18 protein-coding genes are annotated in these 14,029 nt (G+C 64.6%); 1 reads left to right on the top strand and 17 read right to left on the bottom strand.

What is annotated here, in order from left to right:
- Positions 1-22: 22 nt before the first annotated feature.
- From rplE to ACV7NN_RS15130, 15 genes are all read right to left on the bottom strand, one after another.
- A complete protein-coding gene (gene rplE / locus ACV7NN_RS15200) occupies positions 23-610 on the bottom strand; it encodes a 50S ribosomal protein L5 (protein WP_463350405.1) in 588 nt (195 codons plus the stop codon).
- Positions 610-972: a 50S ribosomal protein L24 gene (gene rplX / locus ACV7NN_RS15195; protein WP_463350404.1), complete on the bottom strand. Its 363-nt coding sequence runs from the start codon at positions 970-972 to the stop codon at positions 610-612. The genes rplE and rplX overlap by 1 nt, the downstream gene beginning before the upstream one ends.
- A gap of 3 nt (positions 973-975) precedes the next feature.
- Entirely contained in the window at positions 976-1,344 is a 369-nt protein-coding gene (gene rplN, locus ACV7NN_RS15190; protein ID WP_163287596.1) for a 50S ribosomal protein L14, read from the bottom strand.
- Complete coding sequence (rpsQ, locus tag ACV7NN_RS15185; RefSeq protein ID WP_463350403.1) at positions 1,341-1,646, bottom strand: 30S ribosomal protein S17; 306 nt, start codon at positions 1,644-1,646, stop codon at positions 1,341-1,343. Before rpsQ ends, rplN begins: the two co-directional genes overlap by 4 nt.
- On the bottom strand, positions 1,646-1,972 hold the full coding sequence (gene rpmC, locus ACV7NN_RS15180; RefSeq protein WP_463350402.1) for a 50S ribosomal protein L29: 327 nt from the start codon (positions 1,970-1,972) through the stop codon (positions 1,646-1,648). The genes rpsQ and rpmC overlap by 1 nt, the downstream gene beginning before the upstream one ends.
- Positions 1,972-2,391: a 50S ribosomal protein L16 gene (gene rplP / locus ACV7NN_RS15175; RefSeq protein WP_022897965.1), complete on the bottom strand. Its 420-nt coding sequence runs from the start codon at positions 2,389-2,391 to the stop codon at positions 1,972-1,974. Before rplP ends, rpmC begins: the two co-directional genes overlap by 1 nt.
- 2 nt (positions 2,392-2,393) lie before the next feature.
- On the bottom strand, positions 2,394-3,161 hold the full coding sequence (rpsC, locus tag ACV7NN_RS15170; RefSeq protein WP_463350401.1) for a 30S ribosomal protein S3: 768 nt from the start codon (positions 3,159-3,161) through the stop codon (positions 2,394-2,396).
- Entirely contained in the window at positions 3,161-3,571 is a 411-nt protein-coding gene (gene rplV / locus ACV7NN_RS15165) for a 50S ribosomal protein L22 (protein ID WP_463350400.1), read from the bottom strand. The genes rpsC and rplV overlap by 1 nt, the downstream gene beginning before the upstream one ends.
- Positions 3,572-3,595: 24 nt before the next feature.
- Positions 3,596-3,877 (bottom strand): 30S ribosomal protein S19, encoded by a 282-nt coding sequence (gene rpsS / locus ACV7NN_RS15160; RefSeq protein ID WP_163287602.1) that lies wholly within the window; start codon positions 3,875-3,877, stop codon positions 3,596-3,598.
- Positions 3,878-3,889: 12 nt separating this feature from the next.
- Positions 3,890-4,729, bottom strand: a complete 840-nt coding sequence (gene rplB, locus ACV7NN_RS15155) for a 50S ribosomal protein L2 (protein ID WP_463350399.1) — start codon at positions 4,727-4,729, stop codon at positions 3,890-3,892.
- A 26-nt stretch (positions 4,730-4,755) separates the two neighbouring features.
- Entirely contained in the window at positions 4,756-5,055 is a 300-nt protein-coding gene (rplW, locus tag ACV7NN_RS15150; RefSeq protein WP_463350398.1) for a 50S ribosomal protein L23, read from the bottom strand.
- A complete protein-coding gene (rplD, locus tag ACV7NN_RS15145; RefSeq protein WP_463350397.1) occupies positions 5,052-5,738 on the bottom strand; it encodes a 50S ribosomal protein L4 in 687 nt (228 codons plus the stop codon). The genes rplW and rplD overlap by 4 nt, the downstream gene beginning before the upstream one ends.
- Before the next feature lie 4 nt (positions 5,739-5,742).
- A complete protein-coding gene (rplC, locus tag ACV7NN_RS15140) occupies positions 5,743-6,402 on the bottom strand; it encodes a 50S ribosomal protein L3 (RefSeq protein ID WP_463350396.1) in 660 nt (219 codons plus the stop codon).
- Positions 6,403-6,425: 23 nt separating this feature from the next.
- The gene (gene rpsJ / locus ACV7NN_RS15135; RefSeq protein ID WP_005050520.1) at positions 6,426-6,734 is read right to left on the bottom strand and encodes a 30S ribosomal protein S10; all 309 of its coding nucleotides are present in this window, start codon (positions 6,732-6,734) and stop codon (positions 6,426-6,428) included.
- Between the two features lie 838 nt (positions 6,735-7,572).
- A complete protein-coding gene (locus ACV7NN_RS15130) occupies positions 7,573-9,738 on the bottom strand; it encodes a DUF7927 domain-containing protein (protein ID WP_463350395.1) in 2,166 nt (721 codons plus the stop codon).
- Between ACV7NN_RS15130 and ACV7NN_RS15125 the strand changes: the two genes are divergently transcribed.
- Complete coding sequence (locus tag ACV7NN_RS15125; RefSeq protein WP_463350394.1) at positions 9,719-10,300, top strand: hypothetical protein; 582 nt, start codon at positions 9,719-9,721, stop codon at positions 10,298-10,300. The two genes, ACV7NN_RS15130 and ACV7NN_RS15125, sit on opposite strands and share 20 nt — an antisense overlap.
- Positions 10,301-10,518: 218 nt before the next feature.
- On the opposite strand, the gene tuf is transcribed toward ACV7NN_RS15125, so the two are convergent.
- Both tuf and fusA read right to left on the bottom strand, forming a co-directional pair.
- Positions 10,519-11,712, bottom strand: coding sequence for an elongation factor Tu (gene tuf / locus ACV7NN_RS15120; protein WP_463350393.1), 1,194 nt, complete (start codon positions 11,710-11,712; stop codon positions 10,519-10,521).
- A 145-nt stretch (positions 11,713-11,857) separates the two neighbouring features.
- The gene (fusA, locus tag ACV7NN_RS15115; protein WP_463350392.1) at positions 11,858-13,972 is read right to left on the bottom strand and encodes an elongation factor G; all 2,115 of its coding nucleotides are present in this window, start codon (positions 13,970-13,972) and stop codon (positions 11,858-11,860) included.
- Positions 13,973-14,029: the final 57 nt, after the last annotated feature.

Genomic DNA, 14,029 nt, shown 5'->3' with positions numbered 1-14,029 from the left:
TCGGAGGAACCATCGGGTGGAGCTAGTTCGAGGCCTCGTTGGAACGGAACGGGAAGCCGAGCTGCTTGAGCAGCGCGCGGCCCTCGTCGTCGTTCTTCGCGGTGGTCACCACAGTGATGTCCATGCCGCGGACGCGGTCGATCTTGTCCTGGTCGATCTCGTGGAACATCGACTGCTCCGTGAGGCCGAACGTGTAGTTGCCGCTGCCGTCGAACTGCTTGTCCGAGAGACCGCGGAAGTCGCGGATGCGGGGAAGCGCCAGCGAGAGCAGACGATCCAGGAACTCCCACATGCGGTCGCCACGAAGCGTGACGTGGGCGCCGATGGGCTGTCCCTCACGCAGCTTGAACTGCGCGATGGACTTGCGTGCCTTGGTGACCTGCGGCTTCTGACCGGTGATCTTGGTCAGGTCCGCGACAGCGCCATCGATGATCTTGCCATCGCGTGCCGCTTCGCCGACGCCCATGTTGACGACGATCTTCACGAGACCCGGCACCTGGTGCGGGTTGGTGAAGCCGAGGTCCTTGGTCAGCGTCGCAGAGATCTCGTTCTTGTACTTCTCTTTGAGACGCGGCTGGATTTTGCCAGCCACCGCTGTGGTGTCGCTCATTACAGGTCCTTACCTGACTTCTTGGCGTAACGAACACGGACCGTCTTTGAGACGCCGTCCTTCGTCACGGTTTCGCTGCGGAAGCCGACGCGCGTCGGCTTCTTGGTCTCGGGGTCGACGAGCGCCACGTTCGAGACATGGATCGGAGCCTCGTGCGTCTCGATGCCGCCGGTCTTCGTGCCACGCTGCGTCTGGCCGACGCGCACGTGCTTGGTGACGAAGTTGACGCCTTCGACGATGACGCGGTTCTTCTCGACCTGCACCTCGATGACGCGACCCTGCTTGCCCTTGTCGCCTCCACGAGCCTGGCTCGCGCCGGAGATGACCTGGACCAGGTCGCCCTTCTTGATGTTCTTCGCCATGACTTAGATAACCTCCGGTGCCAGCGAGATGATCTTCATGAACTTCTTGTCGCGGAGTTCGCGACCGACCGGTCCGAAGATACGGGTGCCGCGGGGGTCACCGTCGTTCTTCAGGATCACTGCAGCGTTCTCATCGAACTTGATGTACGAGCCGTCCGCACGGCGGGTCTGCTTGACCACGCGCACGATGACGGCCTTGACGACGTCGCCCTTCTTGACGTTGCCGCCGGGGATCGCGTCCTTGACCGTGGCGACGATGACGTCGCCCAGGCCGGCGTAACGACGACCAGAACCACCCAGCACGCGGATGGTCAGCAGCTCCTTGGCGCCCGTGTTGTCGGCGACCTTGAGCCGGGACTCCTGCTGAATCACTTGGCCTTCTCCAAAATCTCAACGAGGCGCCAACGCTTCGAGGCGCTCAGGGGACGGGTCTCGCTGATCAGGACGAGGTCGCCGATTCCGGCGGCGTTCGCCTCATCGTGCGCCTTCACCTTCGAGGTGCGGCGGATGACCTTGCCGTACAGCGGGTGCTTCACGCGGTCTTCGACCTCTACGACGATGGTCTTGTCCATCTTGTCGCTGACGACGTAACCGCGACGGGCCTTGCGGTAGCCGCGGACGAGAGCCTCGGCGGCCACCGTCTCGTCGGCCTTGGCCTTGGTGGTCTGTGCCATTAGTTGGCCTCCTCGGTTTCAGCGGCCTCGGCAGCCGCCGGAGCAGCTTCCTTCTTGGCCTTGGTCTTCTTGTCGGCCTTCGCGACGACCTCGACCGGGGTCGGGGTCGCGCGGATGCCGAGCTCACGCTCACGAATGACCGTGTAGATGCGGGCGATGTCGCGCTTGACGGCACGAAGACGGCCGTGGCTCTCGAGCTGGCCGGTGGCCGACTGGAAGCGCAGGTTGAACAGCTCTTCCTTGGCCTTCTTCAGCTCGTCGACGAGTCGCTCGTCTTCAAAGGTGTCGAGCTCGGTGGATGCGAGCTCCTTGGATCCGATCGCCATTATGCGTCGCCCTCCTCGCGCTTGATGATGCGTGCCTTGAGGGGCAGCTTGTGGATTGCACGGGTCAACGCCTCACGGGCGATGGTCTCGTTGACACCGCTCAGCTCGAAGAGCACGCGACCCGGCTTGACGTTTGCGACCCACCACTCCGGCGAACCCTTACCGGAACCCATGCGGGTTTCGGCCGGCTTCTTCGTGAGCGGACGGTCGGGGTAGATGTTGATCCACACCTTTCCGCCACGCTTGATGTGACGCGTCATGGCGATACGAGCGGACTCGATCTGACGGTTGGTCACGTACGCGGGCGTAAGGGCCTGGATGCCGTACTCGCCGAAGGAGACCTTCGTGCCACCCGTCGCCTGGCCGCTACGGCCGGGGTGGTGCTGCTTACGGTGCTTGACTCTGCGTGGGATCAACATGGTTATGCCTCAACTCCTGCTGCGACGGGCGCGGCCTCGGGCGCGTTGGTACGCGCACCGCGACGCGGACGGTCGCTGTTCCGCTCGGGGCGGACCGACTTGGTGTTGGCCTGCTCGCGAGCGAGTTCCTTGTTCGTGATGTCGCCCTTGTAGATCCACACCTTGACGCCGATACGGCCGAAGGTGGTCTTCGCCTCGTAGAAGCCGTAGTCGATGTTCGCGCGGAGCGTGTGCAGCGGCACACGACCCTCGCGGTAGAACTCAGAGCGGCTCATCTCGGCGCCGCCGAGGCGGCCGGAGACCTGGATGCGGACACCCTTGGCGCCCGCACGCTGCGCACCCTGCAGGCCCTTGCGCATCGCGCGGCGGAAGGCCACACGTGCGGAGAGCTGCTCGGCGATGCCCTGGGCGACGAGCTGTGCGTCGGCCTCCGGGTTCTTCACCTCGAGGATGTTCAGCTGGATCTGCTTGCCCGTGAGCTTCTCGAGGTCGGCGCGGATGCGCTCGGCCTCGGCGCCACGACGACCGATCACGATGCCCGGACGGGCGGTGTGGATGTCGACGCGGACGCGGTCACGGGTGCGCTCGATCTCGATGCGCGAAACACCCGCGCGGTCGAGCGACGTCTGCAGCAGACGACGGATCTTGACGTCCTCGGCGACGTAGTCGCTGTAACGCTGGCCCGGCTTGGTGCTGTCCGAGAACCAACGCGACACGTGGTCCGTGGTGATTCCCAGACGGAAGCCGTATGGATTGACTTTCTGACCCATTACTTGCTCGCCTTCTTCGCGGTGCCGGCCGTCTTGGCAGGCTTTGCGGCTTCGACCTCGTCCGGCGTCGCGAGGACGACCGTGATGTGGCTGGTGCGCTTGTTGATACGGAAGGCCCGGCCCTGCGCACGTGGCTGGAAACGCTTGAGGGTCGTGCCCTCATCCACGAATGCACGGCTCACGTACAGGTCCTGCTCGTCCAGGTAGGTGTTCGAAGCGTCGGCCTTGACACGCGCATTGGCGATCGCCGAGGCGACGAGCTTGTACACCGGCTCGCTCGCACCCTGGGGTGCGAACTTCAGGATGGCCAGGGCCTCCTGTGCCTGCTTGCCGCGGATCAGGTTGACGACGCGACGAGCCTTCTGGGGGGTCACGCGGATGTGACGCACGCGTGCGATCGACTCCACCATTTCTCTCCTCCTTTACGCCCCCGCTTAGCGGCGGCGACCCTTCTTGTCGTCCTTCACGTGTCCACGGAAGGTGCGGGTGGGTGCAAACTCTCCGAGCTTGTGCCCGACCATGGTCTCGGTGACGAACACCGGGATGTGCTTGCGACCGTCGTGGACCGCGATGGTGTGACCCAGCATGGCCGGGATGATCATCGAACGGCGCGACCAGGTCTTGATGACGTTCTTGCTGTTGGCTTCGTTCGCCGAGACAACCTTGCGGAGCAGGTGGTCGTCAACGAAGGGGCCCTTCTTGAGACTGCGTGGCATCTTCTACAACTCCTACTTACGCTTCTTGCCGGCGGTACGGCGACGAACGATGAGCTTGTCGCTTTCCTTGTTTGGATGACGCGTGCGGCCTTCTTTCTGGCCCCACGGGCTGACCGGGTGACGTCCACCGGAGGTCTTGCCCTCACCACCACCGTGCGGGTGGTCGATCGGGTTCATTGCGACACCACGCACGGTCGGGCGGACGCCCTTCCAGCGCATGCGGCCGGCCTTGCCCCAGTTGATGTTCGACTGCTCGGCGTTGCCGACCTCACCCACTGTCGCGCGGCAGCGCGCGTCCACGTTGCGGATCTCGCCCGAGGGGAGACGCAGCTGGGCGTAGGGGCCGTCCTTGGCGACGAGGCGGACCGAGACACCGGCGGAGCGGGCCAGCTTGGCGCCGCCGCCCGGCTTGAGCTCGATCGCGTGCACGACGGTACCGGTCGGGATGTTGCGCAGCGGCAGGTTGTTGCCCGGCTTGATGTCCGCGCCTGCACCCGACTCGATGATGTCGCCCTGCGACAGCTTGTTCGGCGCCAGGATGTAGCGCTTCGTGCCGTCGACGTAGTGCAGGAGCGCGATGCGCGCCGTGCGGTTGGGGTCGTACTCGATGTGGGCGACCTTGGCGTTGACGCCGTCTTTGTCGTTGCGACGGAAGTCGATCACGCGGTACTGGCGCTTGTGGCCACCACCGATGTGACGGGTCGTGATGCGACCCTGGTTGTTGCGGCCTCCGGTCTTGGAGAGCGGACGCAGCAGCGACTTCTCGGGGGTCGAGCGCGTGATCTCCGCGAAGTCCGCGACGCTCGATCCACGACGACCAGGGGTCGTGGGCTTGTACTTACGAATAGCCATTGTCTGTTTTCCTCTAGATCCCGGCCTTAGCCAACTGCCGTGAAGATGTCGATGGAACCGGACTTGAGCGTGACGATCGCACGCTTCGTGTCCTTGCGCTTGCCGAGCCCGAACTTGGTGCGGCGCGTCTTGCCCGTACGGTTCAGGGTGTTGATCGAAGCGACCTCGACCTTGAAGATCTTCTCGATGGCGAGCTTGATCTCGGTCTTGTTCGAACGCGGGTCGACGATGAAGGTGTATTTGCCCTCATCGATCAGGCCGTAGCTCTTCTCGGAGACGACGGGGGCGATGATGATGTCGCGCGGGTCCTTGTTGACAGCGGTCATGCGCTGACCTCCTCGTTCTCGTTGGATGCGACGGCTGCGCTTTCCTGCTTCGTCGTCTGCTTCGCCGCGACGAACGAATCGAAAGCGCCCTTGGTGAAGACGATGTCGTCGGAGACGAGTACGTCGTAGGCGTTCAGCTGGTCGTAGGGCAGCACGTGAACGGTCGGGATGTTGCGGACGCTCTTGAGGCTGACCTCGTCGTTGCGCTCGAGGACGACCAGGACGTGCTTCGACGATGCGATGCCCGAAAGCAGCTCGACGACGGCCTTGGTCGACGGAGCATCGCCCAGGGCGAGCGACTCGACGACGTGCAGGCGGTCACCGCGAGCGCGGTCGGAGAGGGCACCACGGAGAGCCGCGGCGATCATCTTCTTGGGAGTGCGCTGAGCGTAGTCGCGCGGGGTCGGTCCGTGGACGATGCCACCACCGGTCATCTGGGGCGCGCGGATCGAGCCCTGACGAGCGCGACCGGTTCCCTTCTGCTTGAACGGCTTGCGGCCTGCGCCGGAAACCTCGCCACGACCCTTGGTCTTGTGCGTGCCCTGGCGCGCTGCTGCGAGCTGGGCGACGACGACCTGGTGGATCAGCGGGATGTTGGTCTGGACGTCGAACAGGTCGGCGGGCAGCTCGACGGAGCCGGCCTTCTTACCCTTCACATCGACGACGTCAATCGAGGTAGCCATAGGACTAGGCCCCCTTCACTGCGTTGCGAACGAATACGATGCGGCCGCGTGCGCCGGGAACGGCGCCCTTGACCAGCAGCAGGCCCTTCTCGGCGTCGACGGCCTGGACCTTGAGGTTCAGGACGGTGACGCGCTCGCCACCCATGCGACCGGCCATGCGCATGCCCTTGAAGACACGGCTCGGGGTCGAGGAGGCGCCGATGGAGCCCGGCTTGCGGTGGTTGCGGTGCGAACCGTGCGAAGAAGAGACACCCTTGAAGTTGTGGCGCTTCATGACACCCGCGAAGCCCTTGCCCTTCGAGGTCCCGACGACGTCGACCAGCTGGCCCGCCTCGAAGGTCCCATCGATGGTGAGCTCCTGGCCGGCGCTGAAGTCAGCGGCATCGGCGGTGCGGATCTCGGTGAGGTGACGGCGGGGCGTGACGCCTGCCTTGTCGAAGTGGCCGGCGGCCGGCTTGTTCACCTTGCGGGGGTCGATCTGGCCGTACGCGATCTGAACAGCGTTGTAGCCGTCGACCTCGGGGGTGCGGATCTGCGTCACGACGTTGGGCGTGATCTCGATGACGGTGACGGGGATGAGCTTGTTGTTCTCGTCCCACACCTGGGTCATGCCGAGCTTCTTGCCCAGCAGTCCCTTCACGGTCTTGGTCTCAGTGTTAGACATGGAGTTCTTCGTCCCTATCCAGCTCAGAGCTTGATCTCGATGTTGACGTCTGCCGGCAGGTCGAGTCGCATGAGCGAGTCGACGGCCTTGGGCGTCGGGTCGATGATGTCGATCAGACGCTTGTGGGTGCGCATTTCGAAGTGCTCCCGGCTGTCCTTGTACTTGTGGGGCGAACGGATGACGCACACCACGTTCTTCTCGGTCGGAAGCGGCACCGGGCCGACGACGGTCGCGCCCGCACGGGTCACGGTGTCGACGATCTTGCGCGCCGACGTGTCGATGACCTCGTGGTCGTATGACTTAAGCCGAATGCGGATCTTCTGTCCCGCCATGTCTGACTCACTCTCTTTCAAGGCGTCTTACGACCTTTCGGTCGCATTGGACGCGGTTGCGTACGAAAACGCTGGGCACTACTTCCGCGGCACCACTGTTCTTCTGTCAATTCCCCCGGGGCGACGAGGAACCCTGCGGTTTCGCGTCTCTCCAGGAGACCGACCCCCGCGCTCGGGCGTGTCGCCGAACCGAAGACATGGATCATCCATGTCTTCGTTGGAGGTCGATTAAGCTTTGTCCTGCTGCCCGCGGCCTAACCTTCTCCCGCCGATCGAATGAACGACCTTGCGAGGGGCTATGCACTGCCTGGCAGTGATCCGTTCGGAGCGCACGTTGGCACACCCGTCACGAAATGTTGAACTAGACGAGTTTGCCACAGTATCGCCCTATCTGCAACCCGGGCGTGTCGCGCCCGGCGTGTCGTCGCTGGCCCGTCTTTCAGCGTGCTTCGCGCGCATCCCTTGGTGGGCAATGCGGCCCAGCAGGCACGAAGAACGGGGCCGGGCTCAGTGCCCGACCCCGTCAGCTCCAGCGACCCCTCGCGCGGCCGCGAGCATTTTGATTGGTTGCCGACAGACTCACGAACCTTCGTAAGCGCAATCGAACAAGGGTCTTCGAACAGGTGCCGATAGACCTAGTTCCGGGCGCCCGACGCGGCGTCGAGGGATGTACCGCTCGTACTCTCCGCGCTCTCGCTCATGAAGTCTTTGGCCTGGTTTGCGAGGTGATGGATACCCATACGCACTCCTCTCGTCGGCGGTACCGTTCGAATGAGACGGTCCTTTCATTGTGAAGCCATCCACCCGCCGGGTAAAGGCTTCCGACGAAGTCTCAGCTTCATTCGGCGTGTCCGGGGCGGCGACGGCGCACCAGCATCAGCATCGCAGCGCCGAGGCTGAGCAGCAGTCCCCCGGTGATCAGCGGGCCCGTGATGTCCGATCCTGTCGAGGCCAGCGTGTTGCCGGCCGTCGTCGTCGGAGGCGTCGCGTTCGTGGGCGTGCAGTGCGTCGAGGGCGGCGGGTACGCGACGGTGGATGCTGTCGTCGGGTTGATCCTCACCTCGACGACTGCTCCGTTGCGGATGTTGTAGAAGGGTGCGGCTGGGTCGAGGACCCACGTCCCGTCGGAGAGCTGCCGCCAGCCGGGCCACGCGTCACCGCGTCCGGATGCGTCAACGCCGGCTCCCGGCCACAGCTGCGTTCCGGAGATGGTCTGGCCGTTCACCCACCCGGATGGTACGGGGATGTAGTCGACCTGGGATGCCCCGTCGGCGAGCAGTGCCGCCTGGTCAGCCGCGGCGATGGACGTGTCACGGTGCGCGTACGCATCCGCCGTCCACCAGATGAGGGCGATCGTCGGCGTTCCGCTCACATGGTTCGGGGTGACCGAGTATGAGACGAGCGGCGCGTCGTTCACGCACAGGGACTGGACGTTCACGGCGATCGACTTGACGGGCGTCTTGTCGGTCGAGCAGTTGTTCGTTAGGTCGGAGTCGTGCTCCGTCGCTGTGACGCACGTCGAGTTCACGATGTCGGGGAACGGCACGGTCGGACCGGAGCGGTCGAGGACGCCGACGGTCACCTGGAACGTGATCGCGGCGGTGGCACCCGAGGCGAACGCCGTCGGGTGGTGCGCCGTCACGACACCGTTGGTGACGTCGACCGTCCAGCCGGCGGGCATGACCGCCGAACCGGAGACGAAAGTCAGTCCAGCTGGGATGGTGTCAGTGACGACGACGCTTGTTGCAGCATCCGGGCCCGCGTTGCCCACCGTGAGCGTGTAGGTGAGGATGTCCCCCTTGCCGGAGTCCACGACACCGCCCTCAGCGCTTGTGTGGGTCTTCACGATGCTCAGGTCGATCTCGGGCACATGGTGCGTCGTCGTGCACGATGCGCCCTCTGTGTCGACAGGCGGGCAGCTTCCTCCACTACCCGGGATGGCGACGTTGTCGATGGAGACGTTCGCCGCATCCGCATCGACCTTCACGGAGAAGGTGACGGACGCCGAAGCGCCGGGTGCGAGCGTGGGGATGGTCCAGGTCAGCGACGTTCCGGATGCGTCGAGCACGAGGCCCGGAGGCAGCGACCCGGTGAGCGCGGCGTGGTTCAGCACGTTCGTCAGGTCGTCGCTCGCAGTGGCTCCGATGACAGTGACGGTGGAGTCGTTCGTCGCGGTCAGGGTGTATGCGATCGTCTGCCCGGGATCGACCACCGAACCGCTGACCGGGTCGGAGGTCTTCGTCAGGATCCAGTGCGGAACCTCACGCGGCTGGTTGACCCGCAGCGTGCTCATGCACGTCGTAGGCGGTCCATTGGATCCCCCGTTGCCCGACGAATCGACAAGACACGACCCACCTGCGCCGGGCGTGATGACATTCGTCAGCGTCAGCCCGGCCGAGTTCGCTCCCACCACGACGGTGTAGCTCACAGTCGCCGTGGCTCCCGGCGCAAGGTCGGGGATCGCCCAGGTCAGCCTGTCGGTGATCGGGTTGAAGGTGTCGCCGACGGGGAGCGGCGTCACGAGGGTGGCCGCACCGAGCACGCCCGTCAGGTTGTCGACCGCGGTCGCGCCGCTCATGAGAGCCTGCGAGTTGTTGTGGGCGGTCAGCGTGTAAGTGACGGTCTGGCCCGGGTCGACGGTCGATCCGCTCGCGGGGTCCGAGGACTTCTGCAGAGTGAAATGCGGCGTGTAGTTGTCGGTCGTGCAGGTCGAGACACAGGTGCCGCCCGTCGGGACGACGAGGACGTTGTGGATGTCGGCGTTGAACGCGTTCTGGTCGACGATCAGCGAGTACTTAAGCGTCTGCGGGCCTGCGAACGACGAAAGCGTCCAGACGAGGTCGGTGCCCACGAAGGACGCCGAGCCCGTGGAGGCATCCAGCGTGCCCGTGAACGCGGCGTGGGTGAAGGCCTGGTTGAGGTGGTCCGTGATGGTGAGCGAGCTCGGCAGGGTTCCGCCGGTGTTCGTGACCGTGATCACGTAGTTGATCGTCTGGCCGGGCATCACTGCAGAACCGCTGGGCGGGTCACTGGTCTTCGAAACGTCCCAGGTCGGCGGCGTCGTCGGCGCCAGCGGCGCGGTGACCGCAGCGTGGGCGGCGGGTGCCGGCGGGGCCACGGGCGGATCCGACGGTGGTGTTGAGTCCGACTGGGTCGTCGCCGGCTGCGGGGCCGGGCTCGAGGTGGGAGCGGACGAGCTCGGCGCAGTGTCAGTAGCTGCCGGTGCCGGGGCAGGCGGCGCAGGCGCCGGCGGTGTCACGGCAGGCGGATCCGCGGGCGGCGTCGGATCGGCGGGTGCGGGGGCCGGCTGCGTGCTGGAATCGGCGGGCGGTGTAGCGGAGTCGGTGGGCGGCGTTGCCGCCGGTGCGCTCGTTGCGGCGGGGTCCGTGGTCGGCGTGGCCTCATCCGCGTTGGCCGGCGACGAGACCCCGGCGAACATGAGGGCGACGACGACGAGCGGGACGCCGAGACGGGCTGTCCAGGATGCGAACGGATTGGTGCCGGCGAACAACCGGCTACGAGCACGCTTCTTCGACGGTTCTGATGGCGCGGTTGTGATGCGCTGACTTCGCATGGTCGGGACCCCCTTGGCGGTACGCGATGTCACCCCTCAAATGTTGAGGTTTTATCAGTTTACGCCCGAGTTATTGCCAAAGTCGGTGTTTATTGAGATTCTTTCATCTTTTTTCGAGTCCCACTCCGAGTGATCCCCGATCGGGTGGCTCCGGACAACGAAAGAGGGGCCGAGCCTTTCGGCTCGACCCCTCCGGATCAGTAAGCGGACTTACTTGACGATCTTCGTCACCGTACCGGCGCCGACCGTGCGGCCACCCTCGCGGATCGCGAAGCCGAGGCCCTCTTCGAGAGCGATCGGCTGGATGAGCGCCACAGTCATGTCCGTGGTGTCGCCGGGCATGACCATCTCGGTGCCCTCAGGCAGCGTGATGACGCCGGTGACGTCCGTGGTGCGGAAGTAGAACTGCGGACGGTAGTTCGCGTAGAACGGGTTGTGACGGCCACCCTCATCCTTGGACAGGATGTAGGCGGTGCCCTCGAAGTCGGTGTGCGGCGTGACCGAACCCGGCTTCACGACGACCTGGCCGCGCTCGACGTCTTCGCGCTTGGTGCCACGGAGAAGCAGACCACAGTTCTCGCCGGCCCATGCCTCGTCGAGCTGCTTGTGGAACATCTCGATACCGGTGACCGTGGTCTTCTGCGTCGGGCGGATGCCGACGATCTCGACCTCGGAGTTGATGGCGAGGGTTCCACGCTCGGCGCGGCCCGTGACGACGGTTCCACGACCGGTGATCGTGAAGACGTCCTCGATCGGCATCAGGAACGGCTTGTCCTTGTCGCGGATCGGGTCGGGGATGGACTCGTCGACGGCCTCCATGAGGTCGAGGATGCTCTGGGTCCACTTCTCGTCGCCCTCGAGAGCCTTGAGGCCCGAGACGCGCACGACAGGAGCGTTGTCACCGTCGAAGTCCTGGCTGGAGAGCAGCTCGCGGACCTCGAGCTCGACGAGCTCCAGGATCTCCTCGTCGTCGACCATGTCGGCCTTGTTCAGCGCGACGAGCAGGTAGGGGACGCCGACCTGCTTGGCGAGCAGAACGTGCTCACGGGTCTGGGCCATCGGGCCGTCGGTGGCGGCGACAACGAGGATCGCGCCGTCCATCTGTGCGGCACCGGTGATCATGTTCTTGATGTAGTCGGCGTGCCCAGGGGCGTCAACGTGCGCGTAGTGGCGCTTCGGGGTCTCGTACTCGACGTGCGAGATGTTGATCGTGATACCGCGCTGGCGCTCTTCGGGAGCGGAGTCGATCGACGCGAAGTCGCGCTGCACATTGGTCGCCGACGGGTACTTGTCAGCAAGCACCTTCGAGATCGCCGCGGTGAGCGTGGTCTTTCCGTGGTCGACGTGACCGATCGTTCCGATGTTGACGTGCGGCTTGGTCCGCTCGAACTTGGCCTTAGCCACTGGGTCCTCCTCAGGACTCTCATGTAGAAACCCCGGTCGACGGTTTTCGACCGGCAGCGCTACGGGATTGTTTACCTATGTTACTTGGTCGACTTGAGGTTTCGGTACGCGAGCAAACTCGCGTACCGAACCCCAGGTCAGCAGGCTATTCGCCCTTGTTCTTCTGGACGATCTCGTCGGCCACAGCCTTCGGGACCTCCGCGTAGCTCTCGAACGTCATCGAGTACACGGCGCGGCCCGAGGTCTTCGACCTCAGGTCACCGATGTAGCCGAACATCTCCGACAGCGGGACGTGAGCGCGGATCACCTTGACACCGCTCGCATCCTCCATGGACTGGATCTGACCGCGACGCGAGTTCAGGTCGCCGATGACATCACCCATGTATTCCTCAGGGGTGCGGACCTCGACGGACATGAGCGGCTCGAGCAGAACCGGGTTCGCCTTGCGAGCGGCCTCCTTGAAGCCCATCGATCCAGCGATCTTGAACGCCATCTCCGAAGAGTCGACGTCGTGCGCAGCACCGTCGAGCAGGGTGGCCTTGACGCCCACCATCGGGTAGCCCGCGAGGACACCCACCTGGAGCGCATCCTGGATGCCCGCGTCGACCGACGGGATGTACTCGCGAGGAACGCGACCACCGGTCACCTTGTTCTCGAACTCGTACGACTTCTCGGCCGTGACCTCCATCGGTTCGATGGAGATCTGGATCTTCGCGAACTGGCCGGATCCACCCGTCTGCTTCTTGTGCGTGTAGTCGTGCTTCTCGACCGTGCGGCGGATCGTCTCGCGGTAAGCCACCTGCGGCTTACCGACGTTCGCCTCGACGTTGAATTCACGCTTCATGCGGTCGACCAGGATGTCGAGGTGGAGCTCGCCCATTCCCTTGATGACCGTCTGACCGGTCTCCTGGTTCTGCTCAGTGCGGAACGTCGGGTCCTCTTCGGCCAGCTTCTGGATCGCGGTGCCCAGCTTCTCCTGGTCGGCCTTGGTCTTCGGCTCGATCGCGACCTCGATGACGGGCTCGGGGAACGTCATCGACTCGAGGACGACCTGGTTGTTCGGGTCGCACAGGGTGTCACCCGTGGTCGTGTCCTTGAGGCCGATGACCGCGTAGATGTGGCCGGCGGTCACGGACTCGACCGGGTTCTCCTTGTTGGCGTGCATCTGGAAGATCTTGCCGATGCGCTCCTTCTTGCCCTTGGTCGAGTTGATGACCTGGGCTCCAGAGTCGAGGTGACCCGAGTAGACGCGCACGTAGGTGAGGCGACCGAAGAAGGGGTGGACCGCGACCTTGAACGCCAGGGCCGCGAACGGCTCGGTGGCGTCGGCGTGACGGAGGATGATCTTCTCCTCGTCGCGGACGTCGTGCGCCTCGATGGCGGGGACGTCGAGCGGCGACGGCAGGTAGTCGATGACCGCGTCGAGCATCGGCTGGACGCCACGGTTCTTGAACGCGGAACCGCAGAGCACCGGGTAGAGCTCGCTGTTGACCGTCATCTTGCGGATGGCGCCCTTGATCTCTGCGACCGTGAGCTCCTCGCCGGAGAAGTACTTCTCGAGCAGGGCGTCGTCGGACTCGGCGACGGTCTCGAGCAGCTTGTGGCGGTACTCCTCAGCCTTTTCGAGCATGTCGGCCGGGATCTCTTCGATCTCGTACTTGGCGCCCATCTGGACGTCACCCTTTGAGTCACCGCGCCAGGTGAGTGCGCGCATCTCGACCAGGTCGACGACGCCCTCGAACGACGACTCGGCGCCGATCGGGAGCTGGATGACCAGCGGCTTCGCGCCGAGGCGGTTGACGATGGTGTCGACGGTGAAGTAGAAGTCGGCGCCCAGCTTGTCCATCTTGTTGACGAAGCAGATGCGGGGAACGTCGTACTTGTCGGCCTGACGCCAGACGGTCTCGGACTGGGGCTCGACGCCCTCCTTGCCGTCGAAGACGGCGACGGCACCGTCGAGCACGCGGAGCGAACGCTCCACCTCGACCGTGAAGTCGACGTGACCCGGGGTGTCGATGATGTTGATCTGGTTCTTGTTCCAGAAACATGTCGTCGCGGCCGACGTGATCGTGATGCCGCGCTCCTGCTCCTGCGCCATCCAGTCCATCGTCGCAGCGCCGTCGTGGACTTCACCGATCTTGTGGGTGATACCCGTGTAGAACAGGATGCGCTCTGTCGTGGTGGTCTTGCCGGCATCGATGTGCGCCATGATGCCGATGTTGCGGACCTTGTTCAGGTCGGTGAGCACGTCCTGTGCCACAGGTTTCCTCCGAAATATAGATATTGGTACATGGCCGGCCGGATGGTGCAGAGCGAC

It is taken from the genome of Leifsonia sp. Ger2509, from assembly GCF_055231915.1.
This window is presented reverse-complemented; position numbering and strand designations above follow the sequence as displayed.

What these genes read in the sequence shown, in the direction of transcription:
- rplB (WP_463350399.1), bottom strand. Translation starts at nt 4,729, where the DNA reads ATGGCTATTCGTAAGTACAAGCCCACGACCCCTGGTCGTCGTGGATCG.
- rplD (WP_463350397.1), bottom strand. Translation starts at nt 5,738, where the DNA reads ATGGCTACCTCGATTGACGTCGTCGATGTGAAGGGTAAGAAGGCCGGC.
- rplX (WP_463350404.1), bottom strand. Translation starts at nt 972, where the DNA reads ATGGCGAAGAACATCAAGAAGGGCGACCTGGTCCAGGTCATCTCCGGC.
- rplE (WP_463350405.1), bottom strand. Translation starts at nt 610, where the DNA reads ATGAGCGACACCACAGCGGTGGCTGGCAAAATCCAGCCGCGTCTCAAA.
- rplP (WP_022897965.1), bottom strand. Translation starts at nt 2,391, where the DNA reads ATGTTGATCCCACGCAGAGTCAAGCACCGTAAGCAGCACCACCCCGGC.
- rpsJ (WP_005050520.1), bottom strand. Translation starts at nt 6,734, where the DNA reads ATGGCGGGACAGAAGATCCGCATTCGGCTTAAGTCATACGACCACGAG.
- ACV7NN_RS15130 (WP_463350395.1), bottom strand. Translation starts at nt 9,738, where the DNA reads ATGCCCGGCCAGACGATCAACTACGTGATCACGGTCACGAACACCGGC.
- rpsS (WP_163287602.1), bottom strand. Translation starts at nt 3,877, where the DNA reads ATGCCACGCAGTCTCAAGAAGGGCCCCTTCGTTGACGACCACCTGCTC.
- rpmC (WP_463350402.1), bottom strand. Translation starts at nt 1,972, where the DNA reads ATGGCGATCGGATCCAAGGAGCTCGCATCCACCGAGCTCGACACCTTT.
- rpsQ (WP_463350403.1), bottom strand. Translation starts at nt 1,646, where the DNA reads ATGGCACAGACCACCAAGGCCAAGGCCGACGAGACGGTGGCCGCCGAG.
- rplV (WP_463350400.1), bottom strand. Translation starts at nt 3,571, where the DNA reads ATGGTGGAGTCGATCGCACGCGTGCGTCACATCCGCGTGACCCCCCAG.
- rplW (WP_463350398.1), bottom strand. Translation starts at nt 5,055, where the DNA reads ATGACCGCTGTCAACAAGGACCCGCGCGACATCATCATCGCCCCCGTC.
- rpsC (WP_463350401.1), bottom strand. Translation starts at nt 3,161, where the DNA reads ATGGGTCAGAAAGTCAATCCATACGGCTTCCGTCTGGGAATCACCACG.
- rplC (WP_463350396.1), bottom strand. Translation starts at nt 6,402, where the DNA reads ATGTCTAACACTGAGACCAAGACCGTGAAGGGACTGCTGGGCAAGAAG.